Genomic DNA, 20,751 nt, shown 5'->3' on the forward strand with positions numbered 1-20,751 from the left:
GAGGCGCGACCCGCCTCCACCACCCCGCCCCCGCGGGCGGGTGGCCGGGCCCACGACCTCGCACCGGTCGACGACGACCGGTCGCGTGAAAGGACACACCACATGACCGCCTGGACAGCACCGTTCATCGCGAGCGACGCCGACCTCGGGAGCGCACCGATCCTGCGCCGAGAGTTCACCCTCGACGACGGCCACGGCGCCGTGACGAGCGCGACCCTCGACGTCAGCGCCCTCGGCGTCGTCGAGGCCTGGCTCGGCGGGCAGCGCGTCTCCGACCACCTGCTCGAGCCGGGGTGGACGAGCTACGAGTGGCGCGTCCGCGTCGTCTCGCACGGCGTCACGGCACACCTCACCGACGCCGAGCCGGGTGGCGCCGCCGTCCTCGCGCTCGTCCTCGGCAAGGGCTGGGCCGCCGGACGCCTCGCCTGGGGCGGCGGTGGCGGCTGGTACGCCGACGAGGTCGCCGGGTTCGCCGAACTCCGCCTCACGTTCGCCGACGGCCACGAGCAGCTCGTCGCGACCGACACCGACTGGCAGGCGCTGTCGAGTGCGATCACGGCCGACCAGCTCTACGACGGCGAGGACGTCGACGCCCGCCTGCGCGACGGCTCCTTCCTCACGCCCGGCGACGTGACGGTGCCGAGCGTGAACGGGCACGAGGGCCGCACGAGCACGGTGCACACGGTGGACCTCGGGGAGCGCGAGCTCGTCGCCGACACCGTGCCACCCGTCCGACCGCTCGCCGAGATCGCCCCGGTCGAGGTCTGGACGAGCCCCGGCGGCGCCACGCTGGTCGACTTCGGCGTGAACCTCGTCGGCTGGATCCGGGTGACCGCGTCTGGCCCGGCGGGGACGGTCCTGACGCTGCAGCACGCCGAGGTCCTCGAGCACGACGAGCTCGGCACGCGTCCCCTGCGCACCGCGAAGGCCACCGACCACTTCACCCTCAGCGGGGACGGCCATGACGTCTTCGAGCCGCGCTTCACGTTCCACGGCTTCCGGTACGCCCAGGTCGACGGGTGGCCCGGCACGCTCGACGAGCTCCGCACCGCCCTCACCGCGGTGCAGGTCGGGTCGGACCTCCCCCGCACCGGCACGTTCGAGTCGAGCCACGAGCTGCTGAACACCTTCCACGACAACGTGGTGCGGGGCATGCAGGGGAACTTCCTCAGCGTGCCGACCGACTGCCCCCAGCGCGACGAACGACTCGGGTGGACCGGCGACATCGCGGCGTTCGCGCCGACGGCCTCGTACCTCTTCGACACGCGGGCGTTCCTCGGCGACTGGCTCCGCGACGTGTGGCTCGAGCAGCAGCACGCCGACGGCGTCATCCCCTTCGTCGTGCCGGACGTGCTGAAGTACTCCCCCGCCGAGGACTTCGGCAAGCCCGACGCCACCGCCGTCTGGTCGGACGCCGGGGTGTGGGTGCCCTGGACGCTCTACCAGGCGTACGGCGACACCGCGGTGCTCGAGGAGCAGTTCCCGTCCATGGCCGCGCACCTCCGGCGGATCCGCGACCACCTCTCCCCCGAGGACCTGTGGGACACCGTGTTCCAGTTCGGCGACTGGCTGGACCCGGACGCCCCGCCGGAGGACCCCGCGGCGGCGAAGGCCGACAAGGGCGTCGTCGCGACGATCTGCGCGTACCGGTCCGCCACCATCGCGGCGGACGCGGCCGAGCTGTTGGGCGGCCACGAGGCGGAAGCGGGCGAGTTCCGGGAACTCGCGTCGCGCCTCCAGGCCGGCTTCCGGACCCACTACCTGCAGGACGACGGTCGGATCCTCTCCGACTGCACGACCGTGTACACGCTCGCGATCGTGTTCGGGATCCTGTCCGAGGCGGAGCAGGCCACGGCCGGCGACCGTCTGGCGGAGCTCGTCGAGCAGTCCGGGTACCGGATCTCGACGGGGTTCGCCGGGACGCCGTTCATCACGGATGCGCTGACGCAGACCCCGGACACCTCGAGGACGCGTACCGGCTGCTGCTGCAGACCGAGTGCCCGTCGTGGCTGTACCCGGTGACGATGGGCGCGACGACGGTGTGGGAGCGGTGGGACTCGATGCTGCCGGACGGCACGATCAACCCGGGCCAGATGACGTCGTTCAACCACTACGCGCTCGGTGCCGTGGCGGACTGGATGCACCGCGTGGTCGGTGGTCTCGCGCCGTTGACGCCCGGGTACGAGTCGGTGCTCGTGGCGCCGCAGCCCGGAGGCGGTCTCACGTGGGCGTCGACCTCGCTCGACACCGTGCACGGGCACGTCGCCGTGCGGTGGGAGCTCGTCGACGGGGAGCTGCTCGTGCGGGTGACCGTGCCCGAGGGCGTCACCGCGGTGGTGCGGCTGCCCGGTGCTGCGGAGCAGCGCGTGTCGGGAGGCACGCACGAGCTGCGCGCGTCGGCCGCGGTCCCCGCGGGGTAGCGGCGGCCGGGCGGCGGGCGGCGGGCGCCACCGCCCGCCGCCCGCCGCCCGGCCCGCTCCCGGCTGGCTCCGCCGCCCGCTCCCGCCGCGGCGGCCGCGGCGGCCGCGGCGGCGCACAACCAAAGTCACGTTGCGCCGCGCGATCGCGCGGTTCGAACGCACTGTGGTTGTGCAGCACCGCCCCGAACCGCCACCACGGAGCGCGACCAGACCCCGGCTTGCGCGAACCTCGCGCAGCACGTACCGTATGAAACGATTCAATCGACACGAGGAAGTGACACGATGACATCAGCGAGCTTCAGCTCCGTCGCCGACCAGCTGGCCCGGCAGGCGATCGAGCTCCCGAGCTGGGCGTTCGGCAACTCCGGCACCCGCTTCAAGGTGTTCGGGACCCCCGGCACCCCGCGCGACCCCTACGAGAAGATCGCCGACGCCGCCCAGGTCCACCGGTACACCGGGCTCGCACCGACCGTCGCGCTCCACATCCCGTGGGACCTCGTCGACGACTTCGCCGACCTGAAGCGCCACGCGGAAGAGCACGGCGTCTCCCTCGGCACCGTCAACTCGAACACCTTCCAGGACGACGACTACAAGTTCGGCGCCCTGACCCACGTCGACGAGACGATCCGGCAGAAGGCGATCGACCACCACCTGCGCTGCATCGACGTGATGGACGCCACCGGTTCCCGCGACCTGAAGATCTGGCTCGCGGAGGGCTCCAACTACCCCGGCCAGGAGGACATGCGCTCCCGCCAGGACCGCCTCCACGACTCGCTGACCACGATCTACGACCGACTCGGCCCGGACCAGCGCCTCGTGCTCGAGTACAAGTTCTTCGAGCCGTCGTTCTACCACACGGACGTCCCGGACTGGGGCACGAGCTACGTGCAGACGGCCGCGCTCGGCGACAAGGCGATGGTCTGCCTCGACACCGGCCACCACGCCCCCGGCACGAACATCGAGTTCATCGTCATGCAGCTCCTGCGCCTCGGCAAGCTCGGCAGCTTCGACTTCAACTCGCGCTTCTACGCCGACGACGACCTCATCGTGGGCGCAGCCGACCCGTTCCAGCTGTTCCGCATCCTCGTCGAGGTCATCCGCGGCGGCGGCTACGACAACCCCGACGTCGCGTTCATGCTCGACCAGTGCCACAACATCGAGGACAAGATCCCCGGGCAGATCCGCTCGGTGCTCAACGTCCAGGAGATGACGGCCCGAGCACTGCTCCTCGACCGCGTCGCACTGACCGCCGCACAGGAAGCGCACGACGTCCTCGGCGCGAACGAGATCTTCATGGACGCGTACCAGACCGACGTCCGCGCCGACCTCGCCGCGTGGCGCGAGTCCCGCGGTCTCCCCGCGAACCCGATGCGCGCCTACCTCGACTCCGGTTACCAGCGGCAGATCGCCGAGGACCGGGTCGGCGGCGTCCAGGCCGGCTGGGGCGCGTAGACATCATGACAAGCACAGGACTGGAGGCCCGGGTGGACCCCGCAACGCACGGCACCGACGCAGACACGACGATCAGTGCGCTCGTCGCGCGTTCGAACGCGCTCGGCTCGGATCCGCGGATCACGAACTACGCGGGCGGCAACACCTCCGCCAAGGGCACCGACACCGACCCGGTCACGGGCGAACCGGTGGAGCTGCTCTGGGTGAAGGGCTCCGGGGGCGACCTCGGCATCCTCACCCCGGCGGGCCTCGCAGTCCTGCGCGTCGACCGCGTCCGCGCCCTGCAGGACGTCTACCCCGGCGTGGAGCGCGAGGACGAGATGGTCGCCGCGTTCGACCACACCCTGTTCGGTCGCGGTGGGGCGGCACCCTCCATCGACACCGCGATGCACGCCCTCGTCGACGCCGCGCACGTCGACCACCTGCACCCCGACGCCGGCATCGCCATCGCGACCGCAGCCGACGGCCCGGCCCTGACCGAGCAGGTCTTCGGCGACAAGGTGGTCTGGGTGCCGTGGCGCCGACCGGGGTTCCAGCTCGGGCTCGACATCGCGGCGGTCAAGCGAGACCACCCCGCGGCGATCGGCACGATCCTCGGCGGCCACGGCATCACCGCCTGGGGCGACACCAGCGACGAGGCCGAGGCGAACTCCCGCTGGATCATCGACACGGCAGAGGCCTTCATCGCCGAACACGGGAAGGACCAGCCGTTCGGCCCCGTCCGCCGAGGCTTCGAGGCGCTCCCGACGGACGAACGCCGCGCGCGCGCCGCAGCCCTCGCCCCGACGATCCGGGGCATCGCCGGCCACGACAAGCCGGTGGTGGGACACTTCACCGACAGCGACGTCGTGCTCGACTTCCTCGCGTCGTCACGGGCAGAGGAGCTCGCAGCTCTCGGCACGAGCTGCCCGGACCACTTCCTCCGCACCAAGGTGAAGCCGCTCATCCTCGACCTGCCCGCCACGGCGACGGTCGAGGAGCAGACCGCCCGCCTGCACGAGCTCCACGAGCAGTACCGCGTCGACTACCAGGCGTACTACGACCGGCACGCCGACGAGACGAGCCCGGCGATCCGCGGCGCCGACCCGCTCATCGTGCTCGTCCCGGGCATCGGCATGTTCTCCTACGGCAAGGACGCCCAGACCGCCCGCGTCGCCGGCGAGTTCTACGTGAACGCCATCAACGTCATGCGTGGTGCGGAGTCCCTCAGCACCTACGCCCCCATCGACGAGGCCGAGAAGTTCCGCATCGAGTACTGGGCCCTCGAGGAGGCGAAGCTCCAGCGGATGCCCGCACCGAAGAAGCTCGCCACGCGCATCGCCCTCGTCACCGGAGCCGCGAGCGGCATCGGCAAGGCCATCGCGAAGCGCCTGGCGGCCGAGGGCGCCGCGGTCGTCATCGCGGACCTCGACCTCGCCAAGGCGCAGGAGGCCGCGGCCGAGATCGGGGGCACCGACACGGCGATCGGCGTCGCCGCGAACGTGACGGACGCCGACGCGATCGACCACGCGGTCCAGCAGACGCTCCTGCACTTCGGCGGCCTCGACCTCGTCGTGAACAACGCCGGGCTGAGCCTCAGCAAGAGCCTGCTCGAGACCACCGAGCAGGACTGGGACCTGCAGCACGACGTCATGGCGAAGGGCTCCTTCCTGGTGTCGAAGGCGGCCGCGAAGGTCCTCATCGAGCAGGGCCTCGGCGGCGACATCGTGTACATCTCGTCGAAGAACTCGGTGTTCGCCGGCCCGAACAACATCGCGTACTCGGCGACCAAGGCCGACCAGGCGCACCAGGTCCGGCTGCTGGCGGCCGAACTCGGTGAGCACGGGGTGCGCGTCAACGGCATCAACCCCGACGGTGTCGTCCGTGGCTCGGGCATCTTCGCGTCCGGCTGGGGTGCGAACCGGGCGAAGACGTACGGCATCGAGGAGCAGGATCTCGGCAAGTTCTACGCCCAGCGCACGATCCTCAAGCGCGAGGTCGTGCCCGAGAACGTCGCCAACGCCGTCTACGCCATCTGCACCGACGACTTCTCGCACACGACCGGCCTGCACGTCCCCGTGGACGCCGGTGTCGCGGCAGCGTTCCTGCGCTGATGTCCGGGACAGAGGGAGCAGCGTGACGAACAGCGGCAGCGTCGCCGCGGTCGACCTCGGCGCCACGAGCGGGCGGGTGATCGTCGGCCACGTCGACACCGACGGCGTCCGGATGGAGCACGTCGCCCGGTTCCCGAACGGCCCTGTGACCCTGCACGAGCAGGACCGCGAGGCCCTGCACTGGGACGTCGTCGAGCTCCACCGGCAGGTGACCGACGGCCTCCGTCAGGCGTTCGCCACGCACCCGGCGATCGTCAGCATCGGCATCGACTCGTGGGCGGTCGACTACGGCCTGCTGCGCGACGGTCGGCTGCTCGGGCTGTCGTACCACTACCGCGACGAACGGCACGAGGGCGGCGTCGCGACCGTGCACGAGCGGCTCTCCGCCGCCGAGCTGTACGCCCGGAACGGCCTGCAGCACCTGCCGTTCAACACCCTGTTCCAGTTCGCCGCCGACCCGTCCCTGCAGCTCGCGCAACGGGCGCTGCTCGTGCCCGACCTGCTCGGCTACTGGCTGACCGGCGTCGAGGCGGCCGAGCGCACGAACGCCTCGACGACCGGGGTCCTGAACGCGACCACCCGCGGGTGGGACCCGGCGTTGCGGGCTGCTGCGCGCCTCCCGAGCGGACTCCTGCCCACCCTGCGCGACCCGGGCGACCGACTCGGTCCCCTGCTGCCCGCCGTCGCCGAGGCGGTCGGCGGCACCGCGCCGGTCACGCTCGTCGGCTCCCACGACACGGCCTCGGCCGTGGTGGCGGTACCGGCCACCGACCCGGACTTCGCGTACATCTCGTCCGGCACCTGGTCGCTCGTCGGCGTCGAGCTCGACGCACCCGTCCTGTCGGACGCGGCTCGCGAGGCCAACTGCACCAACGAGGGCGGCGTCGACGGACGCGTCCGGTTCCTGAAGAACGTGTCCGGACTGTGGCTGCTCTCCGAGAGCGTCCGCGCCTGGGAGCGCGGTGGCGAGCGCATCGACCTGGAGGCGCTGCTCGCCTCCGCAGCGGACGTCACCGCCCCGGTCCCCGTCTTCGACGTCGCGGACGAGACGTTCACCGCGCCGGGTGACATGCCGGCACGGATCGCCGCCTGGTGCGGTGCACACGGACTCGCCGCCCCGGCGTCGCGGGCCGAGACCGTGCGGTCGATCCTCGAGTCGCTCGCCTCCGCGTACGCCTCGACCCTCGAGACGATCGTCGCCGTCACGGGCAGAGACGTCCGACAGGTGCACGTCGTCGGCGGAGGATCGCAGAACCGGCTCCTCTGCCAGCTCACCGCCGACCGCACCGGGCTCCCCGTGCTCGCCGGACCGGTCGAGGCGACCGCGCTCGGCAACGTCCTCGTGCAGGCGCGGGCCGTCGCGCTCGGCGGCCTCGGTGGCGCCTCACTCGAGGCCCTGCGCTCGACGATCGCCCGTTCCGTCGAACCCGTGCGCTACACCCCGCGAGCCGACCATTCCCCCCACCGATCCACCCCGAGACGTAGGATGTCTGTATGACCTCGACCGACGACCAGCACCGCGTCGACCCCGCGACGGGCGCTCCGGCAGCGACCCCCGGGGCGCCGTCGGCCCGGCGCACACCGATCAAGCGGCAGCTGCCGACCGTGCGCGACCTCGCGCCGCTCATGCAGTTCAAGAAGCCGTCGCTGCCGGGTCGGCGACAGCGTCTGGAGTCGGCGCTGACGATCTGGGACCTACGCGACATCGCCGCCCGACGCACGCCGAAGGCCGCGTTCGACTACACCGAGGGCGCCGCCGAGGCCGAGATCTCCCTCGCCCGTGCCCGCCAGGCGTTCGAGGACATCGAGTTCACCCCTGCGATCCTGCGCGACGTCTCGAAGGTCGACACGTCGCGCGACGTGCTCGGCGCGCCCGTCGCCCGCCCGTTCGGGATCGCCCCGACCGGCTTCACGCGCATGATGCAGACCGAGGGCGAGCGCGCCGGAGCCCGGGCCGCGGGCCGCGCCGGCATCCCGTTCTCGCTCTCCACGATGGGGACCACCGCGATCGAGGACGTCCGCGACGCCAACCCGTCGGGCCGCAACTGGTTCCAGCTCTACATGTGGAAGGACCGCGAGAAGTCGATGGCGCTCGTCTCCCGCGCCGAGAAGGCCGGGTTCGACACACTGCTCGTCACCGTGGACGTGCCCGTCGCCGGTGCCCGGCTGCGGGACAAGCGCAACGGGTTCTCCATCCCGCCGCAGCTGAGCGCCCGCACCGTGCTGAACGCGATCCCGCGGCCCTGGTGGTGGTTCGACTTCCTCACCACCGAGCCGTTGGCGTTCGCGTCGCTCGACCGCTGGTCCGGCACCGTCGGCGAGCTCCTCGACCACATGTTCGACCCGACCGTCACCTACGAGGACCTCGAGTGGATCCGGTCGCAGTGGAAGGGCAAGGTCGTCGTCAAGGGCGTGCAGTCACTGGCGGACGCGAAGCGCCTGGCGGACATGGGCGTCGACGGGATCACGCTGTCGAACCACGGCGGCCGGCAGCTCGACCGCGCTCCCGTTCCGTTCCACCTGCTCCCCTCCGTCGTCCGCGAGGTCGGCAAGGACACCGAGGTGCACCTCGACACGGGCATCATGTCCGGCGCCGACATCGTCGCCGCCGTGGCGCTCGGCGCGAAGTTCACGATGGTCGGTCGCGCGTACCTGTACGGCCTGATGGCGGGTGGCGAGGCCGGCGTCGACCGGATGATCCAGATCCTGTCCGAGCAGATCGAGCGGACGATGCGGCTGCTCGGGGTGGCCTCGCTCGACGAGCTCGAGCCGGGGCACGTGACGCAGTTGCAGCGGTTGACGCCGGTCGCGCGGGGCTGACCGGCGCGGCGTGGCCGATGTGGACGTCGAACCACGAATCCGACGTCGAACCAGGCAGCGCCGCTGGTTCGATGTCGGATTCGTGGTTCGGCGCGGACGCGGCGGCGCGGGTCAGCGAGGGTCGGGCGGGCGGCGGCGCACGACGAGGGTCCCGATGCCCTGGACGACGAAGTACGCGCCACCGCCGACGAGGACGATCGTCCGGATCACGGTGAGGACCGACATGCTCCCGAGCCCGAGCGTGCCGACGGCGAGCGCGATGAAGATCCCGCCCAACACGATCAGGACGACCGGGTTCGGGGCGACGAAGAAGCGTCGGCCGCCGTTCGCGTCGGCGATGGCACGGTCGCGGGCACGGGCGACCGCGCCGGGCGCGCGGCCTTCACTTCGGTCGCGGCGACGTTGTCGAGCGCGCAGCAGCAGCCACGTCGTCACACCGACGGCGATGGCCCCCGCCCACACGACCCATTCGGGCGCTTGGAAGAAGCCGAGCACCCAGGACGTGACGAGGCCGACGCCCACGCCGACCGCCGCCGCAGTCGTGACCCGGTCGGTCCGGCCGTCGATGGCGGTGACGTAGCCCGGGCGCCGGACGTACGGGTCGTGCTCCGGCTCGGTCTGGTCAGCTGATCCTTCGTTCCCCACGCTCCGACCGTACCGAGATCGTGACCCGATGGACCGCTCGGAGGTGATGGAATGCCGTCATGCGGTGGGGACAGGGTCGTGCGGTGACGGGGATGGTCGTGGTGCTGCTGGTCGGGGCGGCGCTGTCGGGCTGCGCCGTACAGGCCGGGGCGGCCGCGTCCTGCGCCGGAACCTCGATCGACCTCGGCGACTCGGACCTGCGCCCCGGCGGCACGGTCGACCTGCACGTCGACTGGCTCTACCGCGACTGCGAGGACACCGGCGGCACGTTCCGCGCGTCCGACGACGTCACGGTGACCATCACGCCCGCGTCGACCGGTGACCCGGTGCTGCTCGGGCGGCCGACCCCGCAGGGCGAGCAGTTCACCGTCGCCGGGCGCTTCGACCTGCCCGACGACCTGCCGGTGGGCGACGCCGTCCTCGCGGTGACCAGCCATGACGGCGAGGGGTCCGGCGCGAGCCTGCCGGTGACGATCAGTGCGGACGGCGCCAGCTGACCTGTCAGCACTGCTCCGCGCAGCGCCCGCCCGCGGTCACGACGCGATGGCGGAGCGGACGGAGAAGGACAGCGGCGCCGCCCGGACCGCGTCGACCGCGTGCGCGACCGCACCGAGCACGACGACGTCGGCGCCGAGCGTCGACGCGACGATCTCGGGGACCGGGTCGAACCCCGCGCCGTCGAGCCAGGCCCGCGCCCGGTCGATCACGGCACCGGCGGGCTCGGCGATGGCCCCCGCGACGACCACGCGGTCGATGTCGAGCAGGCTGACGAGCAGGACGCAGACGCGGGCCAACCGGTCCCCCAGGCGGTCGACGATGCCGAGGGCGACCGGGTCCCCGTCGTACGCCGCGCGGAACAGGACGGAGGCGTCGGCGTCCGCGGCGAGGGGGCTGTCCGGCGGGACGTCGCCCGCGGCGAGCGCTTCGGCGACGAGCCGGCGGGCGGTGGCACCGATGCCGTCGGACGACCCGACGCCCTCGACGAGGTCGAGCACGCGCATCTCCCCCGCGCCGCCGTGGGCGCCCCGGAGCAGGACCCCGTCGACGACGAGCCCGCTGCCGAACCGCTCGCCGGAGAGCAGGGCTGCGAACGAGGCATCACCCGAGGACGGCCGTTCGGCGAGCGCGGCGAGGTTGGCGTCGTTCTCGACCACGACCCGGTGACCCGGGACGGCGTCGGCGAAGCCCGGGTTCATCCGGTCCCAGAACCCGCCGTCGCCGGGTGACGCGCCGCCGGCGTCCACGGGGGCGGGGATGCCGACGACGGAGACGAGCACCCGCAGCGGGTCGACCCCGGCGTCGAGGAGTGCGGCGGCGACGGTCTCGCCGACGACCCCGAGCCGGACCGGGACGTCGAGACCGGAGTCGCCGAGGGCCCCTTCGGCGCGGCCGAGCACGGTGCCGCGCAGATCGGCGACGAGCACGGTCACCCGGTGCTGCCCGGCGTCGATGCCGACGACCACGCCGCCGGCGGTGTCGAGCTCGTACCGGCGCGCCGGTCGGCCGATGCGGTACTCCCCCGCGGCCCGGGCGTCGTCGAGTTCGCGGACCCAGCCGAGGCGGACGAGCTCCTCGCACGCGGCCAGGACGGTGGAACGGGTCAGGCCGGTCGTGTCGATCGCCTCGGTCGCGGTGAACGCGCGCACGGAGAAGGCGTACGCGAGCAGCGTCTCTGCGCTCGTTCCACGGGGCGGCGGCATGCCCGCACACTACCGCGGAAACAGTTCCTTGCAGAATTAGATTTTGTCGCTAGATTTAGTTCTGCGGGCGGCAGTGGAGCCGGACCGCGAACCGGAACGGCAGGGACGCCGGGTCCGGACGGACGGAGACGACGTGCAGACACACGCCACCACCAGGAACGCCGCCGCGCTCAGCCGCCGCGGGTTCCTGCTCGGGGCGGGCGGCATCGGAGCGGGCCTGGCCCTCGCCGGCTGTGCCCCGCTCGGTTCCTCGAGCAGCCGCCCCGAGACGATCACCTTCTACGTGTCGAAGCCCGAGGTCATCGGGTACTTCGACGAGGTCATCGCGAAGTTCCACGACAGCCAGTCGAAGATCCGCGTCATCCGCGACTCGACGTCCAACATGTCCGCCAACTTCGTCCGGAACCGACCGCCGGACCTCGGCTGCCTGAACTACAACTACGCGATGGTCTCGTTCGTCGAGCACGGCGCCCTCTCCGACCTGTCGGACCTGCCGGAGAAGGACACGATCAACCCCGACCTGTGGCCGCTCATGAAGCAGACCGCGGACTACCCGGGTCGGACGAGCGTGCTGCCGTACTCGGTGACCGCAGCGTCGGTGATCTACAACAAGCAGATCTTCGCCGACCAGGGCATCGACGTGCCGACCACGTGGAGCGAGTTCCGCGACGTCTGCGAACGACTCACCAAGGCCGGCATCACGCCGATGTACGGCACGTACAAGGACAACTGGACGATCGCCCAGGGCATGTTCGACTACTCGGTGGGCGGGATGCTCGACCTGCAGCAGACCTTCGCGGCACTCGACCGCGAGGGCACCAAGGTGGGCAAGAGCTCGAGCGTCTCGTTCGAGAAGGACTTCGCCGCCCCCGTCGACCGCATGGTGGACCTCCTGCGGTGGCACCAGAAGGGCGCGGCGAGCCGCGGGTACGGCGACGGCAACCTCGCGTTCGCGCAGGGGAAGGCCGCGATGTACCTGCAGGGGCCGTGGGCGCTCGGTGAGATCGCGAAGTCGAACAAGGACATCGACCTCGGCACGTTCCCGTTCCCGGCGACCGACGACGCCGCCGACAACAAGGTGCGCGTGAACGTCGACCTCGGCCTCTGGATCCCGGAGGCGTCCCGCAAGAAGGAGGCGGCGCGCGAGTTCCTGTCGTTCCTGATGAGCCCCGCCGTGAACGACAAGTACAACGCCGACAACAACGGTTTCGGCGTCCGGAAGGACTCGCCGCCCGCATCGAACCCCGCGCTCCGCGGCATGCAGGACTCGTACGACCAGGCGAAGTTCTCCCTGGGCGCCTCGCAGCTCATCCCCGCCGAGATCCCGGTGGCGAACTACCTGCAGTCCATCGCCTTCGGCGGTGCCCCCGCTCCCCAACTCCGCACCCTCGACGGCGACTGGGCGCGTCTCGCGCTCCGTACGGCCGCGTAAGGAGACGACCTTGGCCACCACGACCACAGAATCCGTCACGACGGCGGGCAGCCGCCGACGGGGCAGAGCCGCACCGCGCCTCCAGTCCGGACGACGGGGCGGAGCCGGACTGCGCACGAAGCGCAGCCGGACCGACCCGCTCTTCCTGGTCTTCCTGATCCCCACCCTCCTGCTCTTCACCCTGGCGATCACGCTCCCCGCCGTGATGGGCATCGTGCTGAGCTTCACCGACTCTGTCGGCTTCGGTGACTTCCGGTTCATCGGCCTGACGAACTACGTCGCCGTGTTCAGCGACCCGGCGATCCTGCAGGCGTACCTGTTCACGATCGGGTTCTCGCTCGTCACGGTCCTCGTCGTGAACGCGGTCGCGTTCCTGCTCGCGATCGCCCTGACCTCGAAGGTCCGCGGCAAGATCACCCTCCGAGCCGTGTTCGTGCTGCCCATGGTGATCTCGGGCATCGTCATCGCCTACGTGTTCTCGTTCCTGTTCGCGAACAGCCTGCCGGCGCTCGCGACCACGCTCGGCTTCGCGCCGCTCGAGCAGAGCATCCTCGCGAACCCGGACCTGGCGTGGATCGCGATCGTGGTCGTGACCGCGTGGCAGGCGATCCCGTCGACACTGCTCATCTACATCGCCGGCGTGCTCTCGATCCCGGCCGAGGTGTACGAGGCGTCGGCGCTCGACGGCGCGAGCGCCTGGCGGCAGCTCGTGTCGATCACGGCACCGCTCACGGCGGGCTACATCCTCATCAACCTCGTGATCGGGTTCAAGAACTTCCTGAACTCGTACGACATCATCGTCGGCCTCACCGACGGCGGCCCCGGCACCTCGACCACCAGCGTCGCGATGTCGATCTTCAAGGGCTTCAACGGCGGCGACTACGCCTACCAGATGGCGAACGCCACGATCTTCTTCGTCATCGCGGTCGTCATCGCCGTGATCCAGCTGCGGGCGACCCGCGGGAAGGCAGCGCTCTGATGACCATCCAGGCACCCCTCCAGCCGGGGACCACCGCGACCGGCACCATCCGCTCCGTCGACGCCGATCGGAACGCCGGCCGTCGTGGCGAGCGCTTCAACTGGCCGGTCACGGTCGTCCTCGTCCTCTGCACCCTGTCCGTCCTCGTCCCGCTGTACGTGACGATCACGATGGCGTTCAAGACGACGAGCCAGGCGGTCGACGGCAACGCGTTCTCCCTCCCGGCGCCGTTCAGCGTCGACGGCTTCGTGCAGGCCTGGCAGCTGACGGACTTCCCGCGCGCGTTCGGCGTCTCGGTGCTCGTCGCCGCGATCACCGTCGTCGGCACGATCCTGCTCGCGTCGTTCACGGCGTACGCGATCGCCCGGAACTGGGACCGCCGGCTGTTCCGCTGGTCGTTCTTCTACCTGCTCGCCGCGATGTTCCTGCCGTTCCCGGTGCTCGCGCTGTCGCAGGTGAAGCTCACCGGCCTGGCGCACCTCGACAACCCGTTCGGCGTCGCGATCCTGCACGTCATGTTCCAGCTGTCGTTCAGCGTGCTGCTCTTCACCGCGTTCCTGCGGTCGATCCCGGCCGAACTGGAGGAGAGTGCCCGCATCGACGGTGCGAGCACGGGGCAGGTGTTCTGGCGACTCGTGTTCCCGCTGCTGGCACCGATGAGCGCCACCGTCGGCATCTTCGCGTTCCTCGCGTCCTGGAACGACTTCGTGATGCCGTCGCTGATCACCTCGAACCCGGCGCTGCAGACCCTGCCGGTGCTGCAGCAGATGTTCCAGACGCAGTTCAGCAACAACTACAACGTGTCGTTCGCCTCGTACCTGATGGCGATGGCGCCGGCGATCATCGTCTACCTGTTCACGCAGCGCTGGGTGATGGCCGGGGTCACGCAGGGCGCGATCAAGTGACGACCACCGACTCCGCAACCGAGAGGACCCCCACCATGACCGACGTCGTCGAGACCGCCGCCGCACCCGCGACCGAGGACGGGAGCAGCACCTGGTGGCGCCAGGCAAGCGTCTACCAGATCTACCCGCGGTCCTTCGCCGACGCGAACGGCGACGGCATCGGCGACCTGCCCGGTGTCACCGCGAAGGTGCCGTACCTGGCGTCCCTCGGGATCGAGGCCGTCTGGCTCAGCCCGTTCTACCCGTCCGCCCTCGCCGACGGCGGCTACGACGTGGACGACTACCGGGACGTCGACCCGCGCCTCGGCACGCTCGAGGACTTCGACGAGATGGTCGCGGCGCTGCACGGTGCCGGGATCCGCGTGATCGTCGACGTCGTCCCGAACCACACGAGCGACCGGCACGAGTGGTTCCGCGAGGCCCTGGCGTCCCCGAAGGGCAGCCCGGCACGCGACCGGTACGTGTTCCGGGACGGCACCGGTCCCGACGGGGCGGAAGCGCCCGCCGACTGGGTGTCGATCTTCGGCGGCCCGGCCTGGACCGCGGTCGGCGACGGCCAGTGGTACCTGCACAACTTCGCCAAGGAACAGCCCGACCTCAACTGGGCGAACCGCGAGGTCCGCGACGACTTCCTGCACACCCTCCGCTTCTGGTCCGACCGCGGTGTGGACGGCTTCCGCATCGACGTCGCGCACGGCCTGGCGAAGGACCTGCCGTCCGGCCCGCTCCCGACGTGGGCCGAGGTCCTCGCGTCGCCGAAGGACGGCTCGCACATCCTCTGGGACCGCGACGACGTCCACGAGATCTACGCCGAGTGGCGGAAGGTCTTCGACGAGTACACGCCCGCACGCACGGCCGTCGCCGAGGCGTGGGTCGCCGCCGACCGCCGCGCCCGGTACGCCAGCGCCGAGGGGCTCGGGCAGGCGTTCAACTTCGACCTGCTCGAGGCCGACTTCGACGCCGGGCAGTTCCGGAGCATCATCGAGTTCAACCTCGGGCTCGCCGAGGAGTCCGGCTCGTCGACCACGTGGGTCTTCTCGAACCACGACGTCGTCCGGCACGCCACCCGCTGCGCACTGCCGGCGCGCAACGGCGCCGAGGAGAAGCAGGGCAGCGCGTGGCTGCTCGCCGGCGGCTCGCCGGACGCGCTCGACCGCTCGCTCGGACTGCGCCGTGCCACCGCGGCGACGCTGCTCGAACTCGCGCTGCCCGGCTCGGCCTACCTCTACCAGGGCGAGGAGCTCGGCCTGCAGGAGGTCGGCGACATCCCCGACGCCGACCGCCAGGACCCGGCGTTCTTCCGGAACCCGGGCGTCGACGTCGGCCGTGACGGCTGCCGCGTGCCACTCCCCTGGACCCGGAGCGGCAGGAGCTTCGGGTTCGGCGACGGCGGTGCGCACCTGCCGCAGCCGGCGTGGTTCGCCGACGTGTCGGTCGAGACCGAGGACGCCGACCCCGACTCGACGCTGAACCTGTACCGGAAGGCGCTCGGCCTGCGCGGCCAGCTGCAGTCCGAGGAACACCTCGAGTGGCTCGAGACCGGCCGCGACGACGTGCTCGCGTTCCGCCGGCCGAACGGCTGGACGAGCGTGACGGTGTTCGGCGACGAGCCGTACGAGCTCCCCGCAGGCGAGCTGCTGCTCGCCTCCGCGCCGGTGGCAGACGGCGCACTGTCGGGTGTGGGGACGGCCTGGTTGCGTTCCTGACGGAGGGTGCGCTTCGCGGACGCGACCAGGTGACGGACGGGAGGCGCGGTGCGGGCAGGCACCGCGCCTCCAGTCCGTCAGGCGGTCACGCCCGAGCGCCGTCAGGCGCTGCCGGTAGGGTCGCGGCATGAGCGGGGCGACCATCAGCGTGCAGGACTTCGTGATGCGGTTCGGGGACCGGAACGTGGTCGACGGGCTGTCGTTCGACATCGCCCCCGGCGAGACCTTCGGACTTCTCGGCAGCAACGGCTCGGGCAAGACCACGACCATCCGTGCGCTGCTCGGCATCACCACCCCGACCGCCGGCACCCTCACGATCGACGGGCAGCCCTACCGACCGGCCACCGGCGGGATCGGCTACCTGCCCGAGGAACGCGGCCTGTACCGCAAGGAGTCGGTCATCGACGTGATGACGTACTTCGGGCGGCTCCGCGGCCTGCGCGGGCCGGAGGCGACGGCGTGGAGCATGGACTACCTCGCCCGCGTCGGCCTGGCGGACCGGGCGAAGCTCCGGGTGGACAAGCTCTCCGGCGGCCAGCAGCAGAAGGTCCAGCTCGGCATCACGATCATGGACCGGCCCCGGCTGCTCATCCTCGACGAGCCGACGAAGGGCCTCGACCCGGTCAACCGTCGGCTGCTGCTGGACCTCGTCGACGAGCGGAAGGCCGACGGTGCCACGGTCGTCCTCGTCACCCACCACATGGACGAGGTCGAGCGGCTCTGCGACCGCATCCTGCTCCTGAAGGACGGCACCGCGGCCGCGTACGGCACCATCCCCGACGTGCAGGACGCCTTCGGCGGCGCGGTCGCCCGGGTCGGCCTCGACGGGCCGGTGCCGCCGTCGCCGCTGTACCGCCTCGCCCGGCACGAGGGGCACGTCGCCTACCTCGTGCCCATGCCCACGGCCGCGGCCGACGGGTCGGACATCCTCGCGTCGCTCGTCTCGGCCGGCGTGCACGTCACCGGGTTCGAGATGCGGCGCATCCCGCTCGACGAGATCTTCGTCCAGGTGTACGGCCACGACGCAGGAGCCGACGCGGCCGCCGACACCGCTCGGGCCGGAGCCGCCGCGTGAGCCGCCTCGGGACCGTCATCCGGTTCGAGTTCGTGCGTGCGGTGAAGAAGCCCGCGTTCTGGATCGGCACGCTGGCTCTGCCGGTCGTCATCGTCGTGGTGTCGCTCCTCGTCGGGGTCGGGCAGTCCGCCGGGACCGACTCGGTGGTGTCGAGCTCGTCCGCGACGAAGACGCCCTTCCGGTACGTGGACGACTCCGGCCTGGTGTCCGAGAGCATCGCCGCGAAGTGGGGCGGGTCGCCGTCGACCGATCCCGCCGCCGACCGGGCCGCGGTGCGCTCCGGGATCCTCGACGCGTTCATCACCTTCCCCGAGTCGCCGTCGACGTCGCCGATCCGCGTCGAGGCGGCCGATCGCGGACTCTTCGGGAACGGCGGGTACTCGTCGCTGGCGGAGCGGGTCCTCGAGCAGAGCGTCGCCGCGACCGTCGACGACCCGGAGTCCGTCGAACTCCTCCGGAACCCGCCGGACACCGACCTGACGACCTACGCGGACGGCCGTGTGGCGCCGGGCTGGTTGTCGATCGTGCCGCCGTTCCTCTACGTCGCCGCGTTCTTCGGGCTCGTCATCCTGCTCGCCACCCGCATGGTCACGGTGGTGGTCGAGGAGAAGGAGAACCGCATCTCCGAGATGATCCTCACGACCGTCACGGCCGGCGACCTCATCCGCGGCAAGGTCATCGCGATGCTGCTCGTCGGGTTCGTCCAGGTCGGGGTGTTCGTCGTCCCAGGGCTGATCGGGCTGCTCGCCGCGCTCCCCCTCGTGGCGTCACGACTCGGCGGGCTGACCATCGACCCCTGGCGAATGGTGGTCGGTGCGCTGCTCCTCGTCGGCGGGGTCCTGCTGGCGTCGGCGCTGTTCGTCGCGGTCGGGGCCGCCGTGCCCTCGATCAAGGACGCCTCGGCGCTGCAGTCGGTGGCGATCTTCTCGCTGATCATCCCGCTCTACGCGGCGTTCTTCGTGATGACGACGCCGACCTCACCGGTGGCGTCGTTCTTCACGTACTTCCCGACGTTCACGCCGATCACCGCGATGGTCCGGAACGCGGTCGGCTCGCTCACCGTCACCGAGTCGGTGGTCTGCATCGTCGAGGTGTTCGTGGTCGCGGCCGTGCTGCTGTGGTTCGCCGAGTACCTGTTCCGGCACTCCGTCGCGCAGTACGGCTCGAAGGTGACGCTCCGGCAGATCGTGTCGTGGCGGCGTCGGTCGCGGGCCTGACCGGCCCGACCGGCTAGCTGGTGAGGACGACCTCGTCGAGGTCCCACGCCCGCACCTCGCGCTCGCGCCACCCCTGACGGAGGGTGCGGACGGCACGGTCGAACTCCACGAGCACGTCGATGTGCGGGCGCACGAGCATCTGGATCTGCAGCCCCTCGTACACTGCGAGCAGCTGCGTCGCGGCCTGGTAGGCGGGGATCGCCAGGCGCTCGGACCCGGACTCGACGTCGCGCTCGAGCCCGGACGAGAGCTGCTCGGCGTACTCCTCGAAGCGCTTGCGGAAGAGCTCGGCGAAGCCGGTGTCGGCCGCCGCGATCGTGATGGCACCGGCGAGCACCCGCACGAGGCCGGGGTCGGCGACGTCCTCGGCGAGGGTCATCCGGACGTGCTCGATCGTGCACGTCGGCGGGTTCCTCCGACGCGTCCCGCGCAGCTGCGTCCACCGGTCGTAGGTCACGAGCAGCAGCACGTCCCACGTCGGGAAGAGCCGCTCCACCGTGGTCACCTCGATGCCGGCGACCTCGGCGACCACCTCGGCGTCGACGCAGTCGAACGGGTGCAGTCGGTAGGCGCGGATCGCGGCGCGGACGATCCGTTCGGCCAGGGACTGTTCGTCCTCGAAGGCCGCGTCGTGGTGGTGTGCCATCCGACCATCACACACTGTTCCCGAGGGTTTGTCTCGTCCCAGAGCGGGGGCCTCGGTCAGCCGACCGTGACCGGGGCCGCCGAGGGCTTCGTGCGCTGGCGCATCCAGACGAAGAACCCGGTCAGGGTGAAGACGCCGTAGAACACGTACATGAGCCCGGAGGCGTAGTACCCGGCCGAGAACAGGAGCGGCACACCGACCAGGTCGACCGCGACCCAGATCAGCCAGAACTCCACCCAGCCCTTGGCCATGCCGTAGGTGGCGAGCAGCGAGCCGACGAAGATCCAGGCGTCGCTCCACACCGGCTCGTACGAGCCGAGGGCGCGGAACACCGGGGTCAGGACGGCGGTGCCGCCCACCATGACGAGGACCATCAGTCCACGGGCCCTCCAGGAGGCCCAGCGCGGCTCGATCACGGTCGTCGCGTCGTCAGGACGGTGCGTCCAGCGGTACCAGCCGTAGACGCTCACGATGATGAACATCACCTGGCGTCCGGCCTGACCGAGCAGGTTCACGGGGTTGGGGGTGTCGAAGAGCGCTCCCATGAAGACCGTGAAGAGCAGGGCGTTGCCGACGATGCCGACCGGCCAGGCCCACACCTTGCGGCGCATCCCACCGAGGGCGCTGAGCAGGCCGAACACGTTGCCGATCACCTCGCGCCAGAGCACGGTCTGGTCGCCGATGACGAGCTGCGCGTCGAACAGCCACCGCACGATGCCCATGGGCCCTCCTCGTTTCCGGACGGTGCAACGGTACGAGGGTGGTCGGCATTCCTTGCACGACCGAGACCGATCGGGGTACAAACCGTGTCGGCACTCTCGGGGACGAAATTGACCCCTGTACTGGGTCCATTCAGACGCATGTTCCCACTTGTCCGCACTTTTGGGGACCGGTAGCGTCGACACCAGAGCGAGTCCAGCCCGCCCGCGACGTGTCACGTCGCGGAGCCCGGCGACAGCTCTCCGGCACAGGTCAGCCGCGACCCGCACGAACCTCGGGTCGATGACATCGTCCCGTCGGCACTGCCGATGGTCGCAGCGCGCCCGAACGCGCAGAACGGACCCCTCATGCACAAGATCGTGACCGGTGCCATCGCCGGCGCCGCCGGTGTCGCCCTCCTCCTCGGCGGCGCGGGCACCTTCGCCCTGTGGAACGCCAGCGCCAGCACGGCGGCCTCCTCGGTGAGCTCGGGATCGCTGACCCTCAGCGCGAACAACGACGGCGTCTGGACGGACATCACGAACGGCCGTTCCGCGACGATCAACCCGGCGAGCGCCCTCATGGTGCCGGGCAACTCGTACCAGTTCACGCAGACCCTGACGATCGGTGCAACCGGCCAGGACCTCAAGGCGAACCTCACCTACGCGAGCCAGAGCATCACCGGTGACAGCGCCCTGCTCGCCGCGACGACGAAGACCCTCGCGGTGACCTCGTCGAGCGCCTCGGTCGTGCAGTCGACCGCGAACGCGAACACCTTCGTGGTCTCCCCCTCGGCCGCGACCTCGACCGTCAAGGTCGTCTTCACGATCACCTTGCCGTCGTCGGCCACCACGGGCCAGGGCGGCACGCTCAACGTCGGCGCGCTCGCGTTCACGCTGACCCAGACCGCGATCGGTTCCTGACCCGCGGAAGCAACCCGGGCCGTGAAGCCCGTGGTCTCG

The 20,751-nt window shown here is 71.0% G+C and carries 18 protein-coding genes; 14 read left to right on the forward strand and 4 right to left on the reverse strand.

The window, feature by feature from the left end; translation table 11 throughout:
- Nucleotides 1–102 precede the first annotated feature (102 nt).
- The 6 genes from QE359_RS17735 to QE359_RS17760 all read left to right on the forward strand — a co-directional run bounded on the left by QE359_RS17735 (nt 103) and on the right by QE359_RS17760 (nt 8,785).
- On the forward strand, nt 103–2,022 hold the full coding sequence (locus tag QE359_RS17735; protein ID WP_309780153.1) for a family 78 glycoside hydrolase catalytic domain: 1,920 nt from the start codon (nt 103–105) through the stop codon (nt 2,020–2,022).
- The gene (locus QE359_RS17740) at nt 2,010–2,420 is read left to right on the forward strand and encodes an alpha-L-rhamnosidase C-terminal domain-containing protein (protein ID WP_309780465.1); all 411 of its coding nucleotides are present in this window, start codon (nt 2,010–2,012) and stop codon (nt 2,418–2,420) included. Before QE359_RS17735 ends, QE359_RS17740 begins: the two co-directional genes overlap by 13 nt.
- Before the next feature lie 282 nt (nt 2,421–2,702).
- Nucleotides 2,703–3,872 (forward strand): L-rhamnose isomerase, encoded by a 1,170-nt coding sequence (gene rhaI, locus QE359_RS17745; protein WP_071295609.1) that lies wholly within the window; start codon nt 2,703–2,705, stop codon nt 3,870–3,872.
- Nucleotides 3,873–3,877: 5 nt separating this feature from the next.
- On the forward strand, nt 3,878–5,965 hold the full coding sequence (locus QE359_RS17750; RefSeq protein WP_309780154.1) for a bifunctional aldolase/short-chain dehydrogenase: 2,088 nt from the start codon (nt 3,878–3,880) through the stop codon (nt 5,963–5,965).
- Nucleotides 5,966–5,987: 22 nt separating this feature from the next.
- Nucleotides 5,988–7,463, forward strand: a complete 1,476-nt coding sequence (locus tag QE359_RS17755; protein WP_309780155.1) for a rhamnulokinase family protein — start codon at nt 5,988–5,990, stop codon at nt 7,461–7,463.
- A 128-nt stretch (nt 7,464–7,591) separates the two neighbouring features.
- Complete coding sequence (locus tag QE359_RS17760) at nt 7,592–8,785, forward strand: alpha-hydroxy acid oxidase (protein ID WP_309780466.1); 1,194 nt, start codon at nt 7,592–7,594, stop codon at nt 8,783–8,785.
- 111 nt (nt 8,786–8,896) lie between these two features.
- Here the strand turns inward: QE359_RS17760 and QE359_RS17765 are convergent, their stop codons facing one another.
- Nucleotides 8,897–9,430, reverse strand: coding sequence for a hypothetical protein (locus QE359_RS17765; RefSeq protein WP_309780156.1), 534 nt, complete (start codon nt 9,428–9,430; stop codon nt 8,897–8,899).
- 83 nt (nt 9,431–9,513) lie between these two features.
- Here QE359_RS17765 and QE359_RS17770 point away from each other — a divergent pair, with 83 nt between their 5' ends.
- Nucleotides 9,514–9,927, forward strand: coding sequence for a hypothetical protein (locus tag QE359_RS17770; protein ID WP_309780157.1), 414 nt, complete (start codon nt 9,514–9,516; stop codon nt 9,925–9,927).
- Between the two features lie 36 nt (nt 9,928–9,963).
- Here QE359_RS17770 and QE359_RS17775 read toward each other — a convergent pair whose 3' ends face one another.
- Nucleotides 9,964–11,130 carry an ROK family protein gene (locus tag QE359_RS17775; RefSeq protein ID WP_309780158.1) on the reverse strand — a complete coding sequence of 389 codons (1,167 nt, stop codon included), beginning with the start codon at nt 11,128–11,130 and terminating at the stop codon, nt 9,964–9,966.
- A 133-nt stretch (nt 11,131–11,263) separates the two neighbouring features.
- On the opposite strand from QE359_RS17775, the gene QE359_RS17780 reads away from it, so the two are divergent.
- The 6 genes from QE359_RS17780 to QE359_RS17805 all read left to right on the forward strand — a co-directional run bounded on the left by QE359_RS17780 (nt 11,264) and on the right by QE359_RS17805 (nt 18,444).
- Complete coding sequence (locus tag QE359_RS17780; RefSeq protein ID WP_309780159.1) at nt 11,264–12,562, forward strand: extracellular solute-binding protein; 1,299 nt, start codon at nt 11,264–11,266, stop codon at nt 12,560–12,562.
- Nucleotides 12,563–12,572: 10 nt separating this feature from the next.
- On the forward strand, nt 12,573–13,541 hold the full coding sequence (locus QE359_RS17785) for a sugar ABC transporter permease (protein WP_309780160.1): 969 nt from the start codon (nt 12,573–12,575) through the stop codon (nt 13,539–13,541).
- Nucleotides 13,541–14,446: a carbohydrate ABC transporter permease gene (locus QE359_RS17790; protein WP_070418228.1), complete on the forward strand. Its 906-nt coding sequence runs from the start codon at nt 13,541–13,543 to the stop codon at nt 14,444–14,446. Before QE359_RS17785 ends, QE359_RS17790 begins: the two co-directional genes overlap by 1 nt.
- A 35-nt stretch (nt 14,447–14,481) precedes the next feature.
- Entirely contained in the window at nt 14,482–16,152 is a 1,671-nt protein-coding gene (locus tag QE359_RS17795; RefSeq protein WP_309780161.1) for a glycoside hydrolase family 13 protein, read from the forward strand.
- 127 nt (nt 16,153–16,279) lie between these two features.
- A complete protein-coding gene (locus QE359_RS17800; RefSeq protein WP_229086857.1) occupies nt 16,280–17,227 on the forward strand; it encodes an ABC transporter ATP-binding protein in 948 nt (315 codons plus the stop codon).
- Nucleotides 17,224–18,444, forward strand: a complete 1,221-nt coding sequence (locus tag QE359_RS17805; RefSeq protein WP_309780162.1) for an ABC transporter permease — start codon at nt 17,224–17,226, stop codon at nt 18,442–18,444. Before QE359_RS17800 ends, QE359_RS17805 begins: the two co-directional genes overlap by 4 nt.
- Before the next feature lie 13 nt (nt 18,445–18,457).
- Here the strand turns inward: QE359_RS17805 and QE359_RS17810 are convergent, their stop codons facing one another.
- A complete protein-coding gene (locus QE359_RS17810) occupies nt 18,458–19,090 on the reverse strand; it encodes a TetR family transcriptional regulator C-terminal domain-containing protein (RefSeq protein WP_309780163.1) in 633 nt (210 codons plus the stop codon).
- A 56-nt stretch (nt 19,091–19,146) separates the two neighbouring features.
- Nucleotides 19,147–19,812 (reverse strand): nicotinamide riboside transporter PnuC, encoded by a 666-nt coding sequence (pnuC, locus tag QE359_RS17815; RefSeq protein WP_309780165.1) that lies wholly within the window; start codon nt 19,810–19,812, stop codon nt 19,147–19,149.
- A 345-nt stretch (nt 19,813–20,157) separates the two neighbouring features.
- Here pnuC and QE359_RS17820 point away from each other — a divergent pair, with 345 nt between their 5' ends.
- The gene (locus tag QE359_RS17820; RefSeq protein WP_070419449.1) at nt 20,158–20,712 is read left to right on the forward strand and encodes an alternate-type signal peptide domain-containing protein; all 555 of its coding nucleotides are present in this window, start codon (nt 20,158–20,160) and stop codon (nt 20,710–20,712) included.
- Nucleotides 20,713–20,751 lie beyond the last annotated feature (39 nt).

Origin of the sequence: Curtobacterium sp. SORGH_AS_0776 (genome assembly GCF_031453355.1) — a bacterium.
In the GTDB taxonomy this organism is placed as follows: Bacteria; Actinomycetota; Actinomycetes; order Actinomycetales; family Microbacteriaceae; genus Curtobacterium.